The organism is Pseudomonas sp. UBA6699 (assembly GCF_002454615.1).
GTDB lineage: Bacteria > Pseudomonadota > Gammaproteobacteria > Pseudomonadales > Pseudomonadaceae > Aquipseudomonas > Aquipseudomonas juntendi.
This window is the reverse complement of the sequence record NZ_DKJF01000017.1, coordinates 20,912-38,072: the sequence shown is the minus strand read 5'-3', so window position 1 is coordinate 38,072 and position 17,161 is coordinate 20,912. Positions and strand designations below refer to the sequence as shown.

General features: G+C 55.5%; 20 protein-coding genes and 2 pseudogenes. 9 read left to right on the top strand and 13 right to left on the bottom strand.

All coding sequences use genetic code 11. From position 1 onward, the window contains the following. Positions 1-102 precede the first annotated feature (102 nt). Positions 103-1,224, top strand: a complete 1,122-nt coding sequence (locus B3361_RS02730) for a site-specific integrase (RefSeq protein WP_054904175.1) — start codon at positions 103-105, stop codon at positions 1,222-1,224. 611 nt (positions 1,225-1,835) lie between these two features. On the opposite strand, the gene B3361_RS02725 is transcribed toward B3361_RS02730, so the two are convergent. The 6 genes from B3361_RS02725 to B3361_RS02700 form a co-directional block, all read right to left on the bottom strand. Beyond that, complete coding sequence (locus B3361_RS02725; RefSeq protein ID WP_156357115.1) at positions 1,836-2,348, bottom strand: hypothetical protein; 513 nt, start codon at positions 2,346-2,348, stop codon at positions 1,836-1,838. A gap of 13 nt (positions 2,349-2,361) precedes the next feature. Next, positions 2,362-2,715: a hypothetical protein gene (locus B3361_RS02720; RefSeq protein WP_156357116.1), complete on the bottom strand. Its 354-nt coding sequence runs from the start codon at positions 2,713-2,715 to the stop codon at positions 2,362-2,364. Between the two features lie 107 nt (positions 2,716-2,822). Continuing rightward, positions 2,823-3,713 (bottom strand): hypothetical protein, encoded by an 891-nt coding sequence (locus B3361_RS02715; RefSeq protein WP_286920067.1) that lies wholly within the window; start codon positions 3,711-3,713, stop codon positions 2,823-2,825. Between the two features lie 391 nt (positions 3,714-4,104). Continuing rightward, on the bottom strand, positions 4,105-4,380 hold the full coding sequence (locus B3361_RS02710; RefSeq protein ID WP_054904177.1) for a pyocin activator PrtN family protein: 276 nt from the start codon (positions 4,378-4,380) through the stop codon (positions 4,105-4,107). A gap of 374 nt (positions 4,381-4,754) precedes the next feature. Next, positions 4,755-5,051, bottom strand: a complete 297-nt coding sequence (locus B3361_RS02705) for a hypothetical protein (RefSeq protein ID WP_256217065.1) — start codon at positions 5,049-5,051, stop codon at positions 4,755-4,757. Further along, entirely contained in the window at positions 5,048-5,581 is a 534-nt protein-coding gene (locus tag B3361_RS02700; RefSeq protein ID WP_312158400.1) for a hypothetical protein, read from the bottom strand. Before B3361_RS02700 ends, B3361_RS02705 begins: the two co-directional genes overlap by 4 nt. A gap of 44 nt (positions 5,582-5,625) precedes the next feature. Between B3361_RS02700 and B3361_RS02695 the strand changes: the two genes are divergently transcribed. From B3361_RS02695 to B3361_RS02665, 7 genes and pseudogenes are all read left to right on the top strand, one after another. Continuing rightward, entirely contained in the window at positions 5,626-5,922 is a 297-nt protein-coding gene (locus B3361_RS02695; RefSeq protein WP_054904178.1) for a phage tail assembly protein, read from the top strand. A 130-nt stretch (positions 5,923-6,052) separates the two neighbouring features. Continuing rightward, positions 6,053-6,247, top strand: a pseudogene (locus B3361_RS02690) (hypothetical protein); the annotation flags it as partial. Between the two features lie 216 nt (positions 6,248-6,463). Next, on the top strand, positions 6,464-7,516 hold the full coding sequence (locus tag B3361_RS02685; protein ID WP_286920066.1) for a phage late control D family protein: 1,053 nt from the start codon (positions 6,464-6,466) through the stop codon (positions 7,514-7,516). A gap of 25 nt (positions 7,517-7,541) precedes the next feature. Continuing rightward, complete coding sequence (locus B3361_RS02680) at positions 7,542-8,111, top strand: glycoside hydrolase family 19 protein (RefSeq protein WP_054904181.1); 570 nt, start codon at positions 7,542-7,544, stop codon at positions 8,109-8,111. After that, on the top strand, positions 8,108-8,668 hold the full coding sequence (locus B3361_RS02675) for a lysis system i-spanin subunit Rz (RefSeq protein WP_256217066.1): 561 nt from the start codon (positions 8,108-8,110) through the stop codon (positions 8,666-8,668). The genes B3361_RS02680 and B3361_RS02675 overlap by 4 nt, the downstream gene beginning before the upstream one ends. A 153-nt stretch (positions 8,669-8,821) precedes the next feature. Next, a pseudogene (locus B3361_RS02670) lies at positions 8,822-9,616 on the top strand (DNA adenine methylase). Between the two features lie 110 nt (positions 9,617-9,726). Next, a complete protein-coding gene (locus B3361_RS02665) occupies positions 9,727-10,299 on the top strand; it encodes a hypothetical protein (protein ID WP_054904182.1) in 573 nt (190 codons plus the stop codon). A 194-nt stretch (positions 10,300-10,493) separates the two neighbouring features. Here B3361_RS02665 and B3361_RS02660 read toward each other — a convergent pair whose 3' ends face one another. From B3361_RS02660 to B3361_RS02650, 3 genes are all read right to left on the bottom strand, one after another. Then, complete coding sequence (locus tag B3361_RS02660; protein ID WP_156357117.1) at positions 10,494-11,480, bottom strand: S1 family peptidase; 987 nt, start codon at positions 11,478-11,480, stop codon at positions 10,494-10,496. A 422-nt stretch (positions 11,481-11,902) separates the two neighbouring features. Next, complete coding sequence (locus B3361_RS02655) at positions 11,903-12,328, bottom strand: hypothetical protein (RefSeq protein WP_156357118.1); 426 nt, start codon at positions 12,326-12,328, stop codon at positions 11,903-11,905. Beyond that, a complete protein-coding gene (locus B3361_RS02650) occupies positions 12,325-13,596 on the bottom strand; it encodes an AAA family ATPase (protein WP_054904202.1) in 1,272 nt (423 codons plus the stop codon). Before B3361_RS02650 ends, B3361_RS02655 begins: the two co-directional genes overlap by 4 nt. Before the next feature lie 808 nt (positions 13,597-14,404). Between B3361_RS02650 and B3361_RS02645 the strand changes: the two genes are divergently transcribed. Continuing rightward, complete coding sequence (locus B3361_RS02645; protein ID WP_009686310.1) at positions 14,405-14,593, top strand: DUF1737 domain-containing protein; 189 nt, start codon at positions 14,405-14,407, stop codon at positions 14,591-14,593. 23 nt (positions 14,594-14,616) lie between these two features. On the opposite strand, the gene B3361_RS02640 is transcribed toward B3361_RS02645, so the two are convergent. The 4 genes from B3361_RS02640 to B3361_RS02625 all read right to left on the bottom strand — a co-directional run bounded on the left by B3361_RS02640 (position 14,617) and on the right by B3361_RS02625 (position 16,985). Continuing rightward, positions 14,617-14,925 (bottom strand): chorismate mutase, encoded by a 309-nt coding sequence (locus B3361_RS02640; RefSeq protein WP_054904185.1) that lies wholly within the window; start codon positions 14,923-14,925, stop codon positions 14,617-14,619. Between the two features lie 185 nt (positions 14,926-15,110). Continuing rightward, a complete protein-coding gene (locus B3361_RS02635) occupies positions 15,111-15,809 on the bottom strand; it encodes an anti-sigma factor (protein ID WP_054904186.1) in 699 nt (232 codons plus the stop codon). Beyond that, a complete protein-coding gene (locus B3361_RS02630; RefSeq protein WP_009686313.1) occupies positions 15,806-16,354 on the bottom strand; it encodes a sigma-70 family RNA polymerase sigma factor in 549 nt (182 codons plus the stop codon). Before B3361_RS02630 ends, B3361_RS02635 begins: the two co-directional genes overlap by 4 nt. A 103-nt stretch (positions 16,355-16,457) precedes the next feature. Then, positions 16,458-16,985 carry a DUF3455 domain-containing protein gene (locus tag B3361_RS02625; RefSeq protein WP_009686314.1) on the bottom strand — a complete coding sequence of 176 codons (528 nt, stop codon included), beginning with the start codon at positions 16,983-16,985 and terminating at the stop codon, positions 16,458-16,460. Between the last annotated feature and the right edge of the window lie 176 nt (positions 16,986-17,161).

Sequence of the window (17,161 nt, the reverse complement as noted above, 5' to 3'; positions counted from 1 at the left end):
AGAGGCATTCTGGTCTACGCATTTTTGTGCCGTTTTTGGGCGTTTTTGGTGTGACAGTGGAACGATGTACCACCGCCAATCACGCTTGTACCACCGAAAATCATGGCAACGATCAGAGCAAGGAAAAAGGCCGATGGGACGGTCAGCTACACCGTCCAGATCCGCCTTAAGAAAAAAGGTGTCTTAGTTTATCAAGAAGCCCAGACATTCGCCCGCAAGCAGGCCGCTCAAGCCTGGGCGAAGCGACGGGAGACCGAATTGGCGGTACCTGGCGCTATCGAGCGGGCCAGCCGCAACGGGCACACGGTCAAGGACATGATCGAGCGCTACCTGGTCGAAGCCGAGAAAGCCCGGCCGCTGGGTGAGACGAAGCGGCGAACGTTGAATGCGATCAAGAACAGCTACTTGGGCGAGAAGGTTGATTCCGACCTCACCCAGCAGGTGCTGGTGGATTACGCGCTCTGGCGCATGAGTCCTGAAGGTGGAGGCATTAAACCGCAGACGGCCGGCAATGACCTGGCGCACCTGGGGTCGGTGCTGTCCCTGGCCAGGGCGGCGTGGGGGTATGAGATTGACGCGCAAGCAATGCCAGATGCGCGCCTCGTGCTGAAGAAGTTCGGCTACAACCTGAGCAGTCGAGAGCGGGATCGGCGTCCTACGCTGGATGAGATCGATAAGGTGATGGAGCACTTCTTCGAGGCGTTGCAGCGGCGTCCAAGCGTCATCCACATGCCCAAGGTAGTGGCGTTCGCGATTTTTTCGACCCGCCGAATGGATGAGATCACACGCATACGGTGGGAAGATATCGATGAGCACCGGCAGGCAGTGAAGGTGCGGGACATGAAAAACCCCGGTCAGAAGATCGGCAATGATGTCTGGTGTTACTTGCCGGATGAAGCGTGGATCATCGTGCAGAGCATGCCCAGAGCGTGTCGTGAGATATTCCCGTACAACACGGATTCAATCGGCACAGCCTGGTCGAAGGCATGCAAGATGAAAGGGATAGTAGATCTGCATTTCCACGACTTGCGTCACGAAGGGGTGAGGCGGTTGTTTGAAATGGACTGGGACATACCGAGGGTCTCAAGCGTATCTGGTCACCGTGATTGGAACTCGCTGCGGCGGTATACCCATTTGCGTGGGCGAGGGGATGGGTATAAAGGCTGGACGTGGCTGGATCGGATCATTCTGGCACCCGTTAAACTCGGCGCCCGGGCTGAGTAGCGGATGGGTAAAGATGCTACTTCTATAAGCGCTTACTGGTGGCAGGCATCGGCTGTGGGTCGATTGCGGTCAGTCGCGAACGGCTGCTCTCGACCCATTGCGGACGACCGAACTGAGTCTGCTTGCATTTGATTGCGGCCGATGGGATACAGGCTACTCCGACGTCCTTTAGAGATCATTTACATGCTGATCGAATGCCAAAGGTGCGATCAAGGCCACGTTCAAGCAATGCGTGTCCGCTCTACACAGATTCCGCTGTGGATCTGCGAAGAATGTGAAGCTACATGGACGAACCGGGCTGAGGTTAACACCCATCAATTTGAAGACTATGGGACGTTAATGGCCCGTATAGGCCGAAGTGGCTTATGGTCAGAATTGGAACCACAGTGAAAAGATCACCATCGCATATCTATTGCGGAGTGCGCGCTATGGGTCGACAGTAATTAGTCTCGACCGGTTGCTTACGACCCAAAGCAGACCCTCGCTAATGGCTGCTAACGGCCATACGCAGACGATTAGATAAGCATAGCAAGCAGTCTACGCTACAGCCTAACTGCCGAGTGCAGTTTACTTCCAAAAAACATAAGTGCAGAACCGTGCGATCAAACCCACTATTTGCCGGACTTCACAGTACCTTCAATTTCTCCGGCGAGCTTGTCTAGCACTTTTGATACCTCCCGCTCTAAAGCAGCTTGGTTGACCTTGATTGCAGGACAAGAAACCTCGCTTTTCTCGAATCGGACATCCCCAGAGACATCTTTGAGTTTGATTACTGTTCCGTCCGGACTACGTAAGGAAGCTGAAAACTCCGGCTCTCCAATTAGCTCTAATCCTGGAGAACATGGCGGTAGCTCAAACAAGGGTTTTTTCTGAACAAAACCTGTTACCAGATATGCTCCGCGGGGTTGAACACCTGCTGATCCGGATGTATCCAGTGCTTGGGCCTGGACGCCCCTCTTTGTCAGAAGCGAGACAAGAATTTTGGTTATTTTCCCATCAGGCTCGGTTCTTCCACTACTACTAAGCAATCGCATCGGCTCAACATACACAACCTGGGAGTATGCTACGGACGCTGGCCCCAGAGACAGGGATAATGATAAACAGGAGAAAAGAAACTTATTCATATGCCCTCCAGTCTCAGGCAAATGCAAGTGCTAATGTGGCAGCTAATTGCAGTAGTTCAGAGAACAGCAGTATAGCCTCAGTGCCATCTTTAGTTTTACTGACCTGAAGTCCTAGCTTTTCGGCGTGATCAGACAATGCTTTAGCAAGATCTTCAAAAGGCTTGGAGTTGTACTGAAGAGATTTATCTAGTGCTCGCAGATGGGCTAATACTATGGCATCTCGATGCCTCATCACCGCTTTTCGCTCATCATCAGTACTGCACTTCTGGAAAGCATCTGGCAGCGAATTAGTAGCGGACTCTGCGGCAGCCCGTAATGAATCAAGAGCCTCGTCCTTTGTCAGGGTTCCATCAGAATCAATTAGCATTTAATTTCTCCCGTTAATTGTTGTCAGCCTTAGCCTTAGCCTTGGTCTTAGAAATAATTGAGACAATTTCTTCTAGTCTTGCCGTCAGCTCCCTGATTCTAGCCAGATTAAGCTCCCCCCCCCTTTTCAAGCTTTTCATGTTCACCGATCAGCTTCGCCAGAGTCGAGATTGTGGCATAATAAGACTCATCAATAAGCGATAACTTCTGCTCCTGGCGCTTTAAGAGAAATTCTCTAAAAGCTCTCTGCAGCTGCGGGCTAGAATTTATTGTTTTTAATGCATCCTTCTGTGCTGTCATAGAAGAGTTGGATCCGAAATCATTTAGCAGCGGAGTAGGATCATAAAGCCCACTATCCCAGAGCTGCCTGACAGCTGCCCCATAACTTGAATTAACATAGCTTTTATAACTGAGCATCTGAGATGCAACGAGTGTATCGGATAGCAGACCCTTGAATGCAATCAGCCGAAATCTTATTTCTGCACTTCCCTCTTTAACCCTCCGTTCTTGAATTTCACCCGCAGTTACCCCTCCGACCTTAGAAATCACCCCTGCGACGCTAGCCTTCACAGGCGGCTGCTGCCCTCTTGCAATCGCATACTCATTGATTGAAGCGCCCAACGTATCGATCGCGGACTCTGTGTCTCCAGTAGAGTTAATAGCTGCAAGACTGCCAAATGCACTATATGCCTCACTAAGCTTATCAAGGACGGCAGCGCGCTTTGACAGTTCTTCTTTTAGCTTATCGGAGAGGGAAAGTATTTCTTTGTATTGGTCATCCGTGGTTGTATCAGAGTATCCATGCATCAGCGCTTCGCTATCTCTCGCGAGCTGATATTCAGACTCCGAAACAAATACTGCAGACTTGGCCTGGACAGCGAAGCTCTCACCAGCAGCGCTTAGAGATTTCGCAGACTCAAGGCTTATTGAAGAACACCCGCCAATACCAAGCGGCACAAGCAGAGCGAACCACCTAAAAAACCAAAGAAATTCGGCCATGGCGTACCCTCAAATTCCGTCATCCCATTTATCGGAAGATCTAGTCGCGTCTCAGAAGAGGCTCTTTCAGATGCTAGCCCATAAAACCAGAGGCGACCGCGTGTAACACAGTTTTATGGACGTTTGGAGCACGAAATGCTCCTGCATGAAAAGCTGAAGGCGGGAGAGACGCTGTTACAGCAGGCCCTTGACGCGATACGTCGTTATCACAAGCCACAGAGGCATACCCCCATTCAACGGAACGCCTAGTGGCCGATTCAGGTTACCTGTGGGTGACTACAATGGGTCTTTAGCTGCCCTCGCCAAATGCCGGTCCGGGTTGATCGTCGACGATGTCGACCGGCACCGGCACCCGCACCGGCACCCGGCCAGGCAAGGTGCAATCTCCCGGTTAGCCGGCTCGCAGTGTCTTGTTCAATTGCGCACACTCCTTGCGGGCAGCCTCCCGCTGCTGATCCAAGTAATGCGCCAGGTCGGCAATATGAATGCCTCGTGCGCTCTTCTGGCTTGCCTCGAGCCTGGTGATAGGAAGCTTGATTTGTCCGGCAAGAACCTTCCGCTGAAACATTTCAGGGGTCAGGTGGGTGAAGTAGTCGGTGCACACCTGGTCGATTGGGATGATGGCGAGTCCGTTGTATTGCGCCATTAGCATGAATGCAGTGTTCATGGCTTGCGCCCTCGCATGATGATGAAGCCAGCTGCTTGACGGGTTTTGGAACATTGGTCGTGATTGCCCTTCACGCGAGCCTTACCGCAGATGTCGCAAATGAACGACATGGCTGGCCGAAGCATTGGCTGCATGCCCTTGGGCGTGCGGGTGGTTGGGGTGTATGTCGATGTGTCGATCACAGCGAATACCTCTCATGCACTCGGCGAGCATTCGGACTGAGGTCGAGATGCTCAAGGTTCATGGCGCTGTTTACAGTCGGTAACGTGCCTGTCACTGAGCTTCGGTCGATGCTGCTGCGATGCAACTCGACCAATGCGGTGATTAGTGCCAAGGCGAGCAAGAGGCTGATCAACTGCCAGATGCGTGTTGGTTTAGGCATGTTGGCTGCCCCCATTGATGTGGCAAAGCACTTGCTTTCTGGCCAACTCAAACAGTTCGTCGGCGGGTACCGGCGTGACGGACTGCTCGCAGTTGCGCACGGCGTCAAACCTAGTGCGGTACAGCCCGGCCTGGCCAAGCCAAGCGACGGCGTTGTGTTCGGCGTTGGACATTGGGCAGCCGTGGGCTTCAGGGACAGTGCCTTCGTGGGTGCGCCTGCACTTCCTGCAGTGATACAGGCCGCCGTCGTCGGCCTCGCTCATGTACCAATCATGGCGGTGCGTGCTCATGCGGCCTCCTGCTGGTACAAGTCGATCAGGTCTTCCGCGTTGGCGGCTATCAAGTCTTCCGCTTCGTCAGGGCAGACGCTGTTGCCGATCAGGCGGATCTGGTCGGTGTTCTTGATCGGGCGCCACTCCAGCAGGCCGGTTTCTTTGTTCTCGAACAGGCCGCGATCAAGGATGTAGTCGGGGCTGAAACCCTGGGCAAGTTTCAATTCGGGAGCCTTGAGCATGCGCAGGGTGAAGTCGACCAGTGCGTAATCGCCGAGTAGCACCAGGTCGACCAGATCGGGAAAGTGTTCCGGCAGGTACTTGTGCAGGAAGTGAGCGCACTTGCGGGCCTTCGCCAGCAGCTCTGGCGGCAGAAGCTCATTGGGCACCTGGACAACGGTGACCAGCGCCATGCGTTCCTTGGTCGGCAGGGTGTGCATCGGTTCGCCCATGTCTTGCCACTGCCCGCCGGTGCCGTAGTACTTCACCAGGTACGCACTCGCCAGGCGCTGGTTGGTGCCGCGCCCGAGAATTGTGCTCAGAGGCACCTTGGCTGGGCCTTTAATCCACCATTCGAGAAGGACAAAACACGATGAGCAAGCCCCTGCCGAGTTACCTGGTGATCACTGACGACGGCGTCACAGTGACCCTGAGCAAGCCGAGCGAGTTGAACGGTATCAAGGTTGACCGCATGACCTTGCGGGCTCCAACCGTGCGCGACATTCGCAACGCCCAAGCCACTGGTGGTGCCGATGACGAGCAGCGCGAACTGAACCTGTTCGCTTCGCTGGCCGAGGTCGGTACCAAGGATCTGGAGGGCTTGGCCCTCAAGGACTACAGCCGGCTGCAGGCCGGGTATTTTCGCCTGGTCAGCGAAGACGGCGTTTGACCCCAAGGTGCAAAAGCAGCTGGCCAAGCGGCTGGCTGCTGAGCTGGGGTTCTCGGCCGCTGAAATACAGGACATGCCCTTCGCGGATATGTGCTGGTGGCTCACGGATTGAGCCTTGAGGAGGTAACTGATGGCAAGAATGCAGTTAGCGCTGGTCATTGGCGGCGCCGTCGCAGCTTCGGTCGGCGCCGCGTTCAAGACGGTCGAAGGCCGCATCCAGAAGCTCGAGGAGAAGGGCAACAAAGCCAAGGTGCTCAAAGCCACCATTGGCGAGACCATGAAGCTGCAGGCCGAGTGGAAGAAAGCGCACGACACGGGTGCTGCAGTGGTTGCCAAGGCTCCGGCAGTGGCTGAAATAGCCAAGTCTGATGCTGCCCCGCAGCAAGCGCCTGGCGCGGTGGTGCGTGAACTGGTCAAGACCGCACCGCCACAGGAAGTCGAGGAAGTAACGTTTTGGGACTGATCAACAGGCGCCGGCAACCGCCCGGCAAAGGCATAACGGACCCCGCCCAGAGCGGGGTTCATCGTTTCTGGAGGGGCCATGAAACCTGAGTTTCAAATTGTCGCGGACGGCAAGGACATTACCGCGTTGATCAATGACCGGCTGATGCTGTTGCGCACTTCCGACAAGCCCGGCATGGAGTCGGACGAGTTTGAGCTGCGTGTCGATGATCGCGCCCAGGTCGTCACGCTGCCCAGTCGTGGCGCCAAGATCGAGGTTCTGCTGGGTTATGCGGGCAAAGCCTTGAAGCGTATCGGCAGTTACACGGTCGATGAGATGGAGGTCACTGGCCCGCCCGACACGATCACCCTGCGTGGCAAGGCGAGCGACATGCGGGGCAGTGGCAAGACCACGCGCAGCGGTAGCTGGGAGGGTAAATCGCTCGCCCAGATCGTCGCCGACGTGGCGGGTCGCAACGGCTGGGAGCCAGGGTGCCAGGTTGAAACCAAGGTGCCGCGTGTCGACCAGCGCAATGAGTCGGACTTCAACTTCATCACGCGGCTCGCCAAGCAGTACGACTGCACGGCCAAGGTGGCTAACGGAAAGCTGATGGTTATGCCACGCCAAGGCGGCCAGAGCGCGAGCGGCAGGGATTTGGGCGTGGTCACGCTCAACCGTACCGACGTTGTCCGCTATTCGTTCCGCCTTGGCGACCGCACCACGCAGAAGGCTGTGAAGACCCAGCACCAAGACAAAAAGTCCGGTGTGCTCAAGGTGGTGGAACTGGAGAACGGCGAGGCCCCAGAGGGGCTGCCGGCGGTACATACCGACCGCCATATCTATCCAGACGAGTCTGCAGCCAAGCAGGCAGCCAGAGCGCGATTGGCTGCGTTCAATCGCAGCACTGCCGGCGTGCGGCTTGAAATGCCAGGGCGTACCGATCTCTTCGCTGAGCGATCCATCAATGCCCTGGGCTTCAAGGTGGGGCTGGACGGCGAGTACCTGGTCGACAGCGTGGAGCAGGTCTTCACCCAGAGCGGGTGGACCACGACGGTAGAGTGCAACGGCGGCAAGAAGGGCAAGGCGATGGCCAAGGGCAAGAAAAAGAAAGCGGACAAACCAATGCGCACGGTGGATGTGGGGCCGGCGTAATCGACCATTTGCAGGAGAAACAACGATGCCAATCACTGAGAAACAGATTCAGCAGATCCTGCCCCACGCCGGCCGCCAAGCCGGCGTTTTTGTTCCTGGCCTCAATGCCACCATGGGCAAGTACGCCATCATCACCCGTCTTCGCATGGCGGCGTTCCTCGCTCAGGTGGGGCACGAGTCGGGTCAGCTGCAGTATGTGCGAGAGCTCGGCAATGCCAGGTACCTGTCCAAGTACGACACCGGCAGCCTGGCGCAGCGTCTGGGTAACACGCCGGAGGCGGACGGCGACGGCCAGCTCTATCGCGGCCGTGGACTCATCCAGGTGACGGGGCGCCGTAACTACCAGGCCTGCAGCGAAGCCCTGTTCGGTGACAGCCGCCTGCTCAATACCCCTGAGCTGCTCGAGCAGCCTGTCTATGCATCGTTGTCGGCCGGCTGGTTCTGGCAGCAGCAAGGCCTGAACGGTCTGGCGGACAAGATCGCTCACCCTGATGACGCCATGTTCGAGAAGCTCACCAAGCGAATCAACGGTGGCCTCAATGGTTTGAAGGACCGCAAAGAGATCTACGCCCGAGCACTTGAGGTGCTGCAGTGAGTGCCTGGGTCACTCGCCTGACTGCCATGTCTGCCCTGGTGATCGCGTTAGCCGTCGGTGCCTGGGCAGCCTGGATGTGGCAGGCCAACAACTACGGGAGACAGCTCGCCGAACAGGCCGATGACTACGGCAAGCAGCTGGCGGAGAAGGACCGCGTGTACGCCCGTGAGCGGGAGGAGGCCGCTGCAGCGGCGCTTAATCAACTGGCAGAGCAGCAGGGTGCGCGCCGCGCCCTGGAGGCTCGCCTGCAGGATCAGACCAAAACGCACTGGAAGGAAATGAACGATGCTCAACAAGCTCAGGCTCGTCTGCGTGACCGGCTTGCTACCGCTGATCTGCGGCTGTCAGTCCTTGTCGACGCTGGAACCGTTGCCGCCCAGAGTTGTGACGGTGGGGTGCGAGAAGCCCCCGGCGCCGGAGGCGTGGTACATGGAACCGTACGCGTCCAACTTGACCGAGCGCATGCTCAACGAATTGTCACCATCACCGACGAAGGTGATCGTGGACTGATCGCGCTGAAGGCCTGCCAGGCCTACGTCCGCGCAGTCACCCAGTAGTAAAGAGGCGAGCCGGGACGGATGCGTCAACATCCAGCCCGGCCCACCGAACCCGCAGGCCCTTCCTGCAAGTCCAGCCGTGGCCTCTGCCTTGTGCACAAAGCGCGGCGAGCCTATTAACTGTTTATCTATACAGTAAAGACTTGCATACCTATGACCTCTCCAATCATTCCCTGGATGGGTGGCAAACGCCGCCTGGCCGACCGCTTGATCCCCCTCTTTCCCCCTCATGAATGCTATGTCGAAGTCTTCGCTGGCGGTGCCGCGTTGTTCTTCATGCGTCCCCAGCCCGCCCCGGTGGAGGTGCTGAACGATTTGAACGGTGACCTGGTCACCTTGTACCGCGTGGTGCAGAACCATCTGGAGGAGTTCGTGCGCCAGTTCAAGTGGGCGCTCAGCTCTCGCCAGATCTTCTAGTGGCAGAAGATGACGCGCCCCGAGACGCTCACCGATATCCAACGCGCCGCCCGGTTCTTCTATCTGCAGCAGCACGCCTTCGGCGGCAAAGTCACCGGGCAGACGTTCGGTACGGCCACCACGGGGCCGGCCATCAACCTGCTGCGCATCGAAGAGAACCTGTCAGCTGCATGGCAGCGCCTCGCCGGCACCTACGTCGAGAACCTGTCCTGGCTCGCTTGCGCCGAACGCTATGATCGAGCGCACACGTTCTTCTACATGGACCCGCCTTACTGGCAGACCGCCGGCTATGGTGTGGATTTTCCCTTCGAGGAGTACGAACGCATGGCGGACTTCATGCACAGTTGCAAGGGCAAGGTGATGGTCAGCATCAATGACCACCCAGACATTCGTCGGGCTTTCGACGGCTTCCACTTCGAGTGCCTGGATATCCGCTACAGCAACACAAATCAACGCAAGAGTCAGGCGGAGGTGACCGGGGAGTTGGTGATCTTGAACTGGGTGCCGGATCAGCTCGGGCAGCTCTTCTGACAGCTCTGCGAATTGGGAAGGGTTTTGTTTGTAGAAGGCGTGTCTTGTAGGATGAACCGCCTCAACGACATCGCGCTGAGATTAAGGACAACCAGAAGAAGGTAGGGAATGTGAAGACGTATCAACGTCCTGTGTTTTTGGCCGCTGTGGCCCTTTCGGTAACAACGTCATTGGTCGGCTGCAATGACCAGGGCTACAAGGTCACAGGAGACAATAAAAAAGAGATCAGCCAGTACGAGAAACAACGCGGGGAAGCGATTGCCTACCTCTTGAAGACGACAGTCTATGTCGGAGAAATCCGAAGTCTGTCAGCTCTTCCAGTGGGGGCGGATTTGGTTGGCCAGAGTAAAAAGATGCTGGCTCTCAAATCTGAGGGTGATGTGTTCGGTGTCCTGTCACCGCTGTCCCTGTGCCGTGGTGCAGGTTACAAGGCTCAAGAGTATTGGTTGACGGTAGCAGGAACCATCCGAACTCAGTCGCCAGAAGAAGCATTGAAGGCATACGTGAATGAGGCTCAGGGCTGTCAGGAGCAAATTGATAATGCTCCGGCCGCAGTTACCTACATCGAAACGCCCCTCGATAAGCACGCGCCCGCTGACGGCTGTTTGAAGGTGGTTTCTCTCGGGGGCGAAGAGAAAGTGCAAGCATGGACCTGCCCATCTGAGCTGCTATCCCAGAAGTGAGATATGCCGCGTTGAATCGGTGCTTTTAAAGTATCGGATCAACGCGGCTTCCGCTCAATCCGTGTGCTATAGGCCAGCCACGACTCGTTTCTGCAGTTCACTCAGCTTGTTGAGCCTGATTTGTCGCACGCTGCATCGATACGATGCAGGTGAGACGGCTCGGCCCTGTGACCAGGCAAACACAAGGTTTGAAGTTATTTATTAAGCTCTATTTTTTTGGTGATGTCTCCATTTTTATCTTTCATAATTAGCTGCCCCGAGCATTGCTTAAGTAGTTTCTGGTATGCGGGCGTAGATACTGGAGCATGGAATGGCATTTCTCCATTTTTTTGATGTGTAAGTGTTTCTTCAATTGCGTCGACATGCCAGCACCGCCCGAGCGCAGTTTGGGCAAGCTTCGTGTCTCCGATCACGCCGGAGTATATTCCAAGAAGCTTGAATGCTCTCTCGGTACCATGCTTCATCGAGCTTGTATCGAATCCGGCAAGGGCACTTAGATCTCCATCTGCTAAGCGCTTGGCGGCTGCGTAAGCTTCACGATTTGGAAACTTAACAACCGCTTTATCCTCTGAGATTAAGACTGGCGCTCCTGACATGCCAGGCCTTGAAAGCGAATCCAGCAATATGACTCTGTCCGCTAAACGATGCGACGGCTCAGTCGCTATACTGGCTCGCTTCCAAACGGGGAGATAATAAGGAGTGGATTGCCCGAAAGCCTCTGTCAATTCTACATGGCTGAAAGGATAGCCTAATATGAAGGCATCCTTACCCACCGCTTCGTCGATTTCAGATTCTGCAAATTTTTCGATTTCAAAAATATGAAAATGATCTTGTATAGAATCGGGTAGAGGGTAAACGGCTATGTCGACTTTTCCTCCCATTTTGTGCTCAAGCCATATTGGATTCATTTCTGAGTCATATAGCGGGCAGGTGATTTCTGATAGCGTATTTTTTTTGCTTATGGCAGTAATTTTTAAGAGGTGTGGAGGTGGCAATTCGCCTATCATCTCAGGCTTCGATGGATCTATTCCACTGACTATGTGCCAGTTTGTGACGAGGAATAGCTCTCCATTTTTTCTTGTGAAGAAACCAGTTCCATATCCCCTGGGGATAAGCTCATCGGTTGCTGCATTGACAAAGGATGTTTGCAGATATGTGGTGGCTGCCGAGAGTTTGTTCATGTTTCAATTTTCGCCTGAATTTTGTTAGTGGGTTTTTCATACGAGCTGCGAGGATAGCGGTACTGCTGCGTTGCGAACAATGTCCATGTTGAGGCGAAGCGGTCGCCCATCAAGAATGTTTGCGGTTATTGCCGAGTCGCCCAATGCTGTGTGCTTAGACAGTAAAGGCCAAGCAAATAGGTTAGAAGGGTTGAGCCAGATTGGGGGGCGGAAACCGTGGGGCAAAAATGGGGCAAACCGTGCGCCATTCAATGCCAATTCATGCCTATCTAGCCACTGATGCTCAGATACCAAAAAGCGCCCAAGTCCCTATTTATTGGGGCTTGGGCGCCTTTTTCTATTCCTACTCCAGCACAATTGGTGTTTGTGATTGTATGCCTGTGCGCCCCGAGTCGTGTAATTTCAGCAGAGCTTATGGTTTATCAGGGCCCAATCTCTATTGACTGCGGTGTGTTCTTGACGGAGAGGGTAGCACCGGTGCTTTTATGAAACTCTAAGCAGCGTTTGCGGATTGTGGCGCCGTGTTTAGGCACTCTGGTTGTGACTGCATAACACTCTTTTTTGTACTGGTTTAGGTGTGGTGTTGTATGCGTTAGGGTGGACTTTAGTTGCGAAATGGCTTTGTCTAAATCACATCCTTTTAGCTCGATGTATATGGCCGTCTTTCTAGGTGTATCATAGGTGATGAGCCAATCGCATTTTTCTAGCTTTTTATCGATAAGGCAGCCGTCAACCATGATTTGACTTAGCTCTATTCGATGGGCGTTTCTAATTTCTAGTCGGCTCTTGTTTTCCTGAAGAACGATGATCGGATTTGTGGTTTTTAGGGTGCATGCTGTGTAATTCATTCTTCGGTTCCGCAAGTCAGTAACGTATTCATTACTTGCTCGAAGTGCTCGGAAATATCATCAAGCATGTCCGCTCCGATCATGCGATACTCCGTGTCAGCTATGCTCTCGGAAATTCCATCGGAGATGGTATAGGCTGATACATCCTCGAAGGCTATCGGTAGGCTTGGACCGTTAATCTTTTGGAATTCTTTTAGGTCTATAGTTTTTTCCGCGATCTTGTCATGTGCCAACACCAGGTTGTTGAACGCTGAAAGTATGTAGGGGCTGTGTGAAGTGATGAAGATGCTGGAGTGATTAATATTAAGGATTTGAGAGAGGAATGTAACAATTCGACTCTGTGATGTAGGGAAGAGGTGTGCTTCTGGCTCTTCGATGAAATACATCGTCGAATACTTTACGCTGGACCTGATGGCTGGCCATACAGACAGCACAAGCAGCATTGGTAGCGACTCTTGCTGTCCAGATGAAGCGTGTGCAAGGTTTATTTTTCTGCTTTTGGATACAATCCAATCCTGATCGTCTTGGTACTCGTATTTGCCACTGACGATCGCTTCAAGTGATGTTCTAAAGTTGTCTTGGACGGCTTGAGCATTCCTAGAGAGAAATTTGTCGCTGTAAATATTTTTAGACTGTTCGTACAGGCGTCCAAATTCTTTAAGGAATGGATCAATTTCAATGTTGGACGCTAGGAAGGTGAAAATGCTTTTTTGCAGATTTGCGAAAAAGCTTCGACTGGCAGGTATGAAAACTGGGGAGCCAAAAAAGTATCCGTATTCATTTCTCAGTGGATTGGAAATGTTTTGTTGCAGTATTTGCCACTCCGAAAAATACTGAGAATCTTCTTGCTCTGTGCGCGTCTCGTCAATTTTCCGTTGCAATAGAGACTTTTTGCCCGCGAAGATTTTTACTAAAAGATCGCAGTATTTGAGAGATAGGCTAGTCTTTCCTTTGTTGTTTCGCTTGCCTTCTATGATGAAGCTAAATTCACCATTTGAATAGCTTATTGTGAAGCTGGTTCCTTCCCAGGAGTATCTTGGGAATCTTTCCTCGAAGTCAACGAGTATGGTTTTGTCAAGCTCTCGCTTAGTGTCAAAGCCTCTGACGCTGGCGATAAAGAGATGGGGTATGTTTCTGAAAAAATAAGTAAGTTTGGCGATAAGGCTTTTACCATTTGCCTGAGGACCGATTATTATGTTGACTTTCTTGAGTTCAATATCGGCTTTTTTAATTACGACAAAGTTTCTGATGCTAATATTTTCTTTCACTGTAACATCCATATGTTTAGTGAATTGACCGTGTCGTCAGTATGCCTTGATGGCGAAATGATGTATAGCAGTGGCGGTAGATTTTGTGGCGTGGCCAAGCACAGGTCCGCCGGAGCCCATTCTGTCGCCTAGGACGGCTTTGGCTCGGCTGAAGAAGGGAGACGCTGATGTCAGGTTTATGGTTTTGTACAGAATGTTGGTCCGAAATAGCGGCTGGTACAAAAATGGTACGAGCGAATGCTAGGTACTCTAAGGTCCAAGAAATTCAAGGCCTTTGGGTAGTACCTGCCCAATCCATCATGGGGGCAACGCTGAAGCGGCGTGACGGCTCAGGGCGCGTGGTTTGTGGCTGGGAGCCTGATGTTGCAGTCATTTCGTTCAACGTGTTCTGTACCGGTTTCGGGGTTCGAGGCGTTTTTACCCAGGCGTTTGGTACAAAGTACCAACCGACATACGACATGTACCAATCGTGGAAAAGGGTCGATGGCAGCACCCGCTACCCCGTCCAGTTCCGCACTGATCGCGACAAGGCGACAGTCTACCAAGAGAGCCGGGTGTTCGCCTGCAAACACGTCGCGAGGGCCTGGGCGAAGCGACGGTACGCCGAGTTGAACGAGGCGAGGGTTATCGGGGGGCTGCCCCGGTAACGCGCCTCGACCAGGAAGGCTGAAACGCTGGCGCGATCCACCGATAGCCAAGCCCTGTTGGCCCGCATACAGTAGAGCACCGATGATCGATGCAACTGTTACAGAATCACCAGCACGATCATCAGCCACAACGCGCGCCGCGTGAACCAAGGAAGAAAGCGATGAGCCAACCCCCCAATGATCTGCCCATCTACCGAGTGCTGACCGGCCCCGACAACGCCGCCTTCTGCCGGCGGGTCAGCGAGGCCTTGGAAATGGGGTACCAGTTACATGGCTCACCTGCAGTCACCTTCAATGGCAGCGATGTGATCGTGGCGCAGGCCGTGCTCTGGCCTCGAACCGGTGACTGATCATCGGCCGCCTTGCATGCTTTTTAAGACGCCGAAGGTGCAGTGGCCAGCTTCGCGTGGGTGGTCAGTTCTTCATTGATGAAGGCCGCGATCATCGCCCGGTAAACCTGCTCCACCACCTCGGCTGACGCGCCGGTTTGCTCCGCCATTTCGCGAACCTTCATTATCACCTGCTCGACCCGCGCAGGCGCACGCACGTCATCGGTCGTCTTCTTGAAGGCGGCCGCTTGCGCCACGAGTCGGCCACGTTGGGCGAGAAGCGAAACCAGGCTGCGGTCAATTGCATCAATCCCGTGGCGGACTTCTTCCAGTGAGGTGCAACGTACTTCCATTGGCGCGACTTCCTTTTCATGAGACTGCGGTTGATTGGGGGCATCAATTGCGCTTACCCGGGCCGGCCAGCGCTGCCGGCTACGGCAATCGAGCAAGGGCCACCATTTAACTCGCTACGGCCCATGATTCCCAGGCTTTCTGTGGCGTACCGTTTCTGTCTCTCGCCGGCCGGCACGCAAAGGGGTCAAATCACTTTCACCGCTCGGCCTATGAACTTGACCGGCCCCGTTGGCAGACCGGTAGGCGAGCCGCCGGCTTTCTCCAGTGTCAGCTCGAACAACTGGTCGGCTTCCAGCGGTGGCAGGCTCTGCAAGGGGACCCTGTAGGGTTCGCCGGGTTTGACCAGGCCCAGTGATACTGGCGCCCCCCACTGCGGACCCTTGGTCCAGAACTGCAAGGCCATGCCTTCAGGGAGCGCATCCTTGCCGAGCGGGAGAAGCTCGATGGTGCGGCTGTCGCTGGTCTGCACCACCCAACCCGGGGCCTGGCTGCTCGGTGCCACCAGCACCACCACGAATTGCGTCGCGGGTGGGGGCGTTGTCAGCAAGGTGAACGCCAGCACTACACTGGCCGCCAACCCGGCGGCCGTCAGTGCTTGCCACAGGCCCAGGCGTTGCCACCACTTGGCTCGCCGCTCGCTTGCCGGGGGCTCCAGCTCGTTCAGGCTGCGCTGAATACGGCCCCACAGGCGCAGGCTCGGTGGCTGCGGCGCGGCCAGCGCGGCCAGTTCCAGCAGGCGCGACTCCCAGGCATCCACTGCGGCGCGCAGGGCTGAGTCGGTACGCAGGCGCTCAGCCACTGCCGTGTGTTGCTCCGGCGCCAAGGTGCCCAATACGAACTCGCCGGCGAGGGTGTCCAGCGCTTCGTCAGTCTCCGGCTTCATTCCAGGCACTCCCGCAGTGCTTTCAGGCTGCGCTTGATCCAAGCCTTGACGGTGCCAAGGGGGGCGCCCAGCAGAGTGGCGATTTCGGCGTGGCTGCAGCCGTCCACGTAAGCATGCAGGATGCAGTGCTGCGGGCCGGGCTGCAATTGTTCCAGGCAACGGTAAATCTTTGCCGAGCCTGACCACAGGGCCAGGTCATCCAGCCTGCCCGGCAAGGTGGGCACGGCAGCCATGTCGGCATCGTCCAGCACAGTTTCGCGCCGGGTATCGCGTATCGAATTCAATGCCAGATGGCGTGTGATGCTGTAGATCCAGCCGCGCGCCGAGCCGCGCGCGGGGTCGTAGCTGGCAGCGCCAGTCCAGATGCGAATGAACGCATCGTGGACGATGTCTTCGGCCGTGGCGTTGTCACGCGCGATACGCCGGGCTACGCCCAGCAGGCGTGGCCCTTCGTGATCGTACAGCGCTTGCAGGGCTCGCCGGTCACCCTGTGCGCAGGCCTCCAGGCAGTGGTGGAAGTCGAATGGGGTGACAGGCGAATTCAAGGTGTACGGCTTCCTTGTGTCTGGCGAGGTACCCCGGCCATCCAGCCGGGGGCTTGCCATCGAGCTTAGATCATCCGCTGCTGGATGTTGGCGCCGGCGCGCGTTACCTGGCTGTCCAGAACACATAGTCGGCCTGGTACTGGACGACCTGCCTGGCCCCCTTGTTCTGGGCCGTGCAGTCGCTGGTAGGGGCCACGCCGCCGCGGGTGGCCAGGCGCTGGATGTAGCTGACCCCTTGCATGGCGCCTTTACCTTCGGCCGGGTTGGCCTTGACCAGTTGATAAGGAATGGCGCCTTTGTCTGCCGGGGCCAGCGCCAACTGGTTGCCGGTGACTTTCGAGCCATCCTTCGCTTGCCAGGTGGCGGGAGGACCAAAGTAGTCGCCCACTTGTTTGCCGCTACGGTCATTGAGCACGGCCTTGGGTCCAACGAAGGTCCATTCGGTCTGGCCGGCCGCATCGGCTTTGTCGCGGCACTCATAGGTGATCTCGCCGACCCCGACGGTCTCCAGCATAACGCGATGCCCCTCGGGCACCTGGACTGCTGTGGGCACGGCGGTTTGCGCGTGGGCGGTCTGCAGCGCCAGGGCAAGGCTGCAGGCGAGCAGGCAAGCGGAGTATGTATGGCTCATGGTAATGCTCCTGACAGGTCATTTGGCTGGGCGGTCATGGTCCACCCATCAGCAATACCCACCACGGGGTCTATTGGATGCACGGGGACAAAAAAATAGTTGCCTGCAAATGGCCGGCCGGCAGCGGGCAACCAAAGCCCGGGAGTAGGGTGGCGTCGTCTGGCGCGGTTACGTGG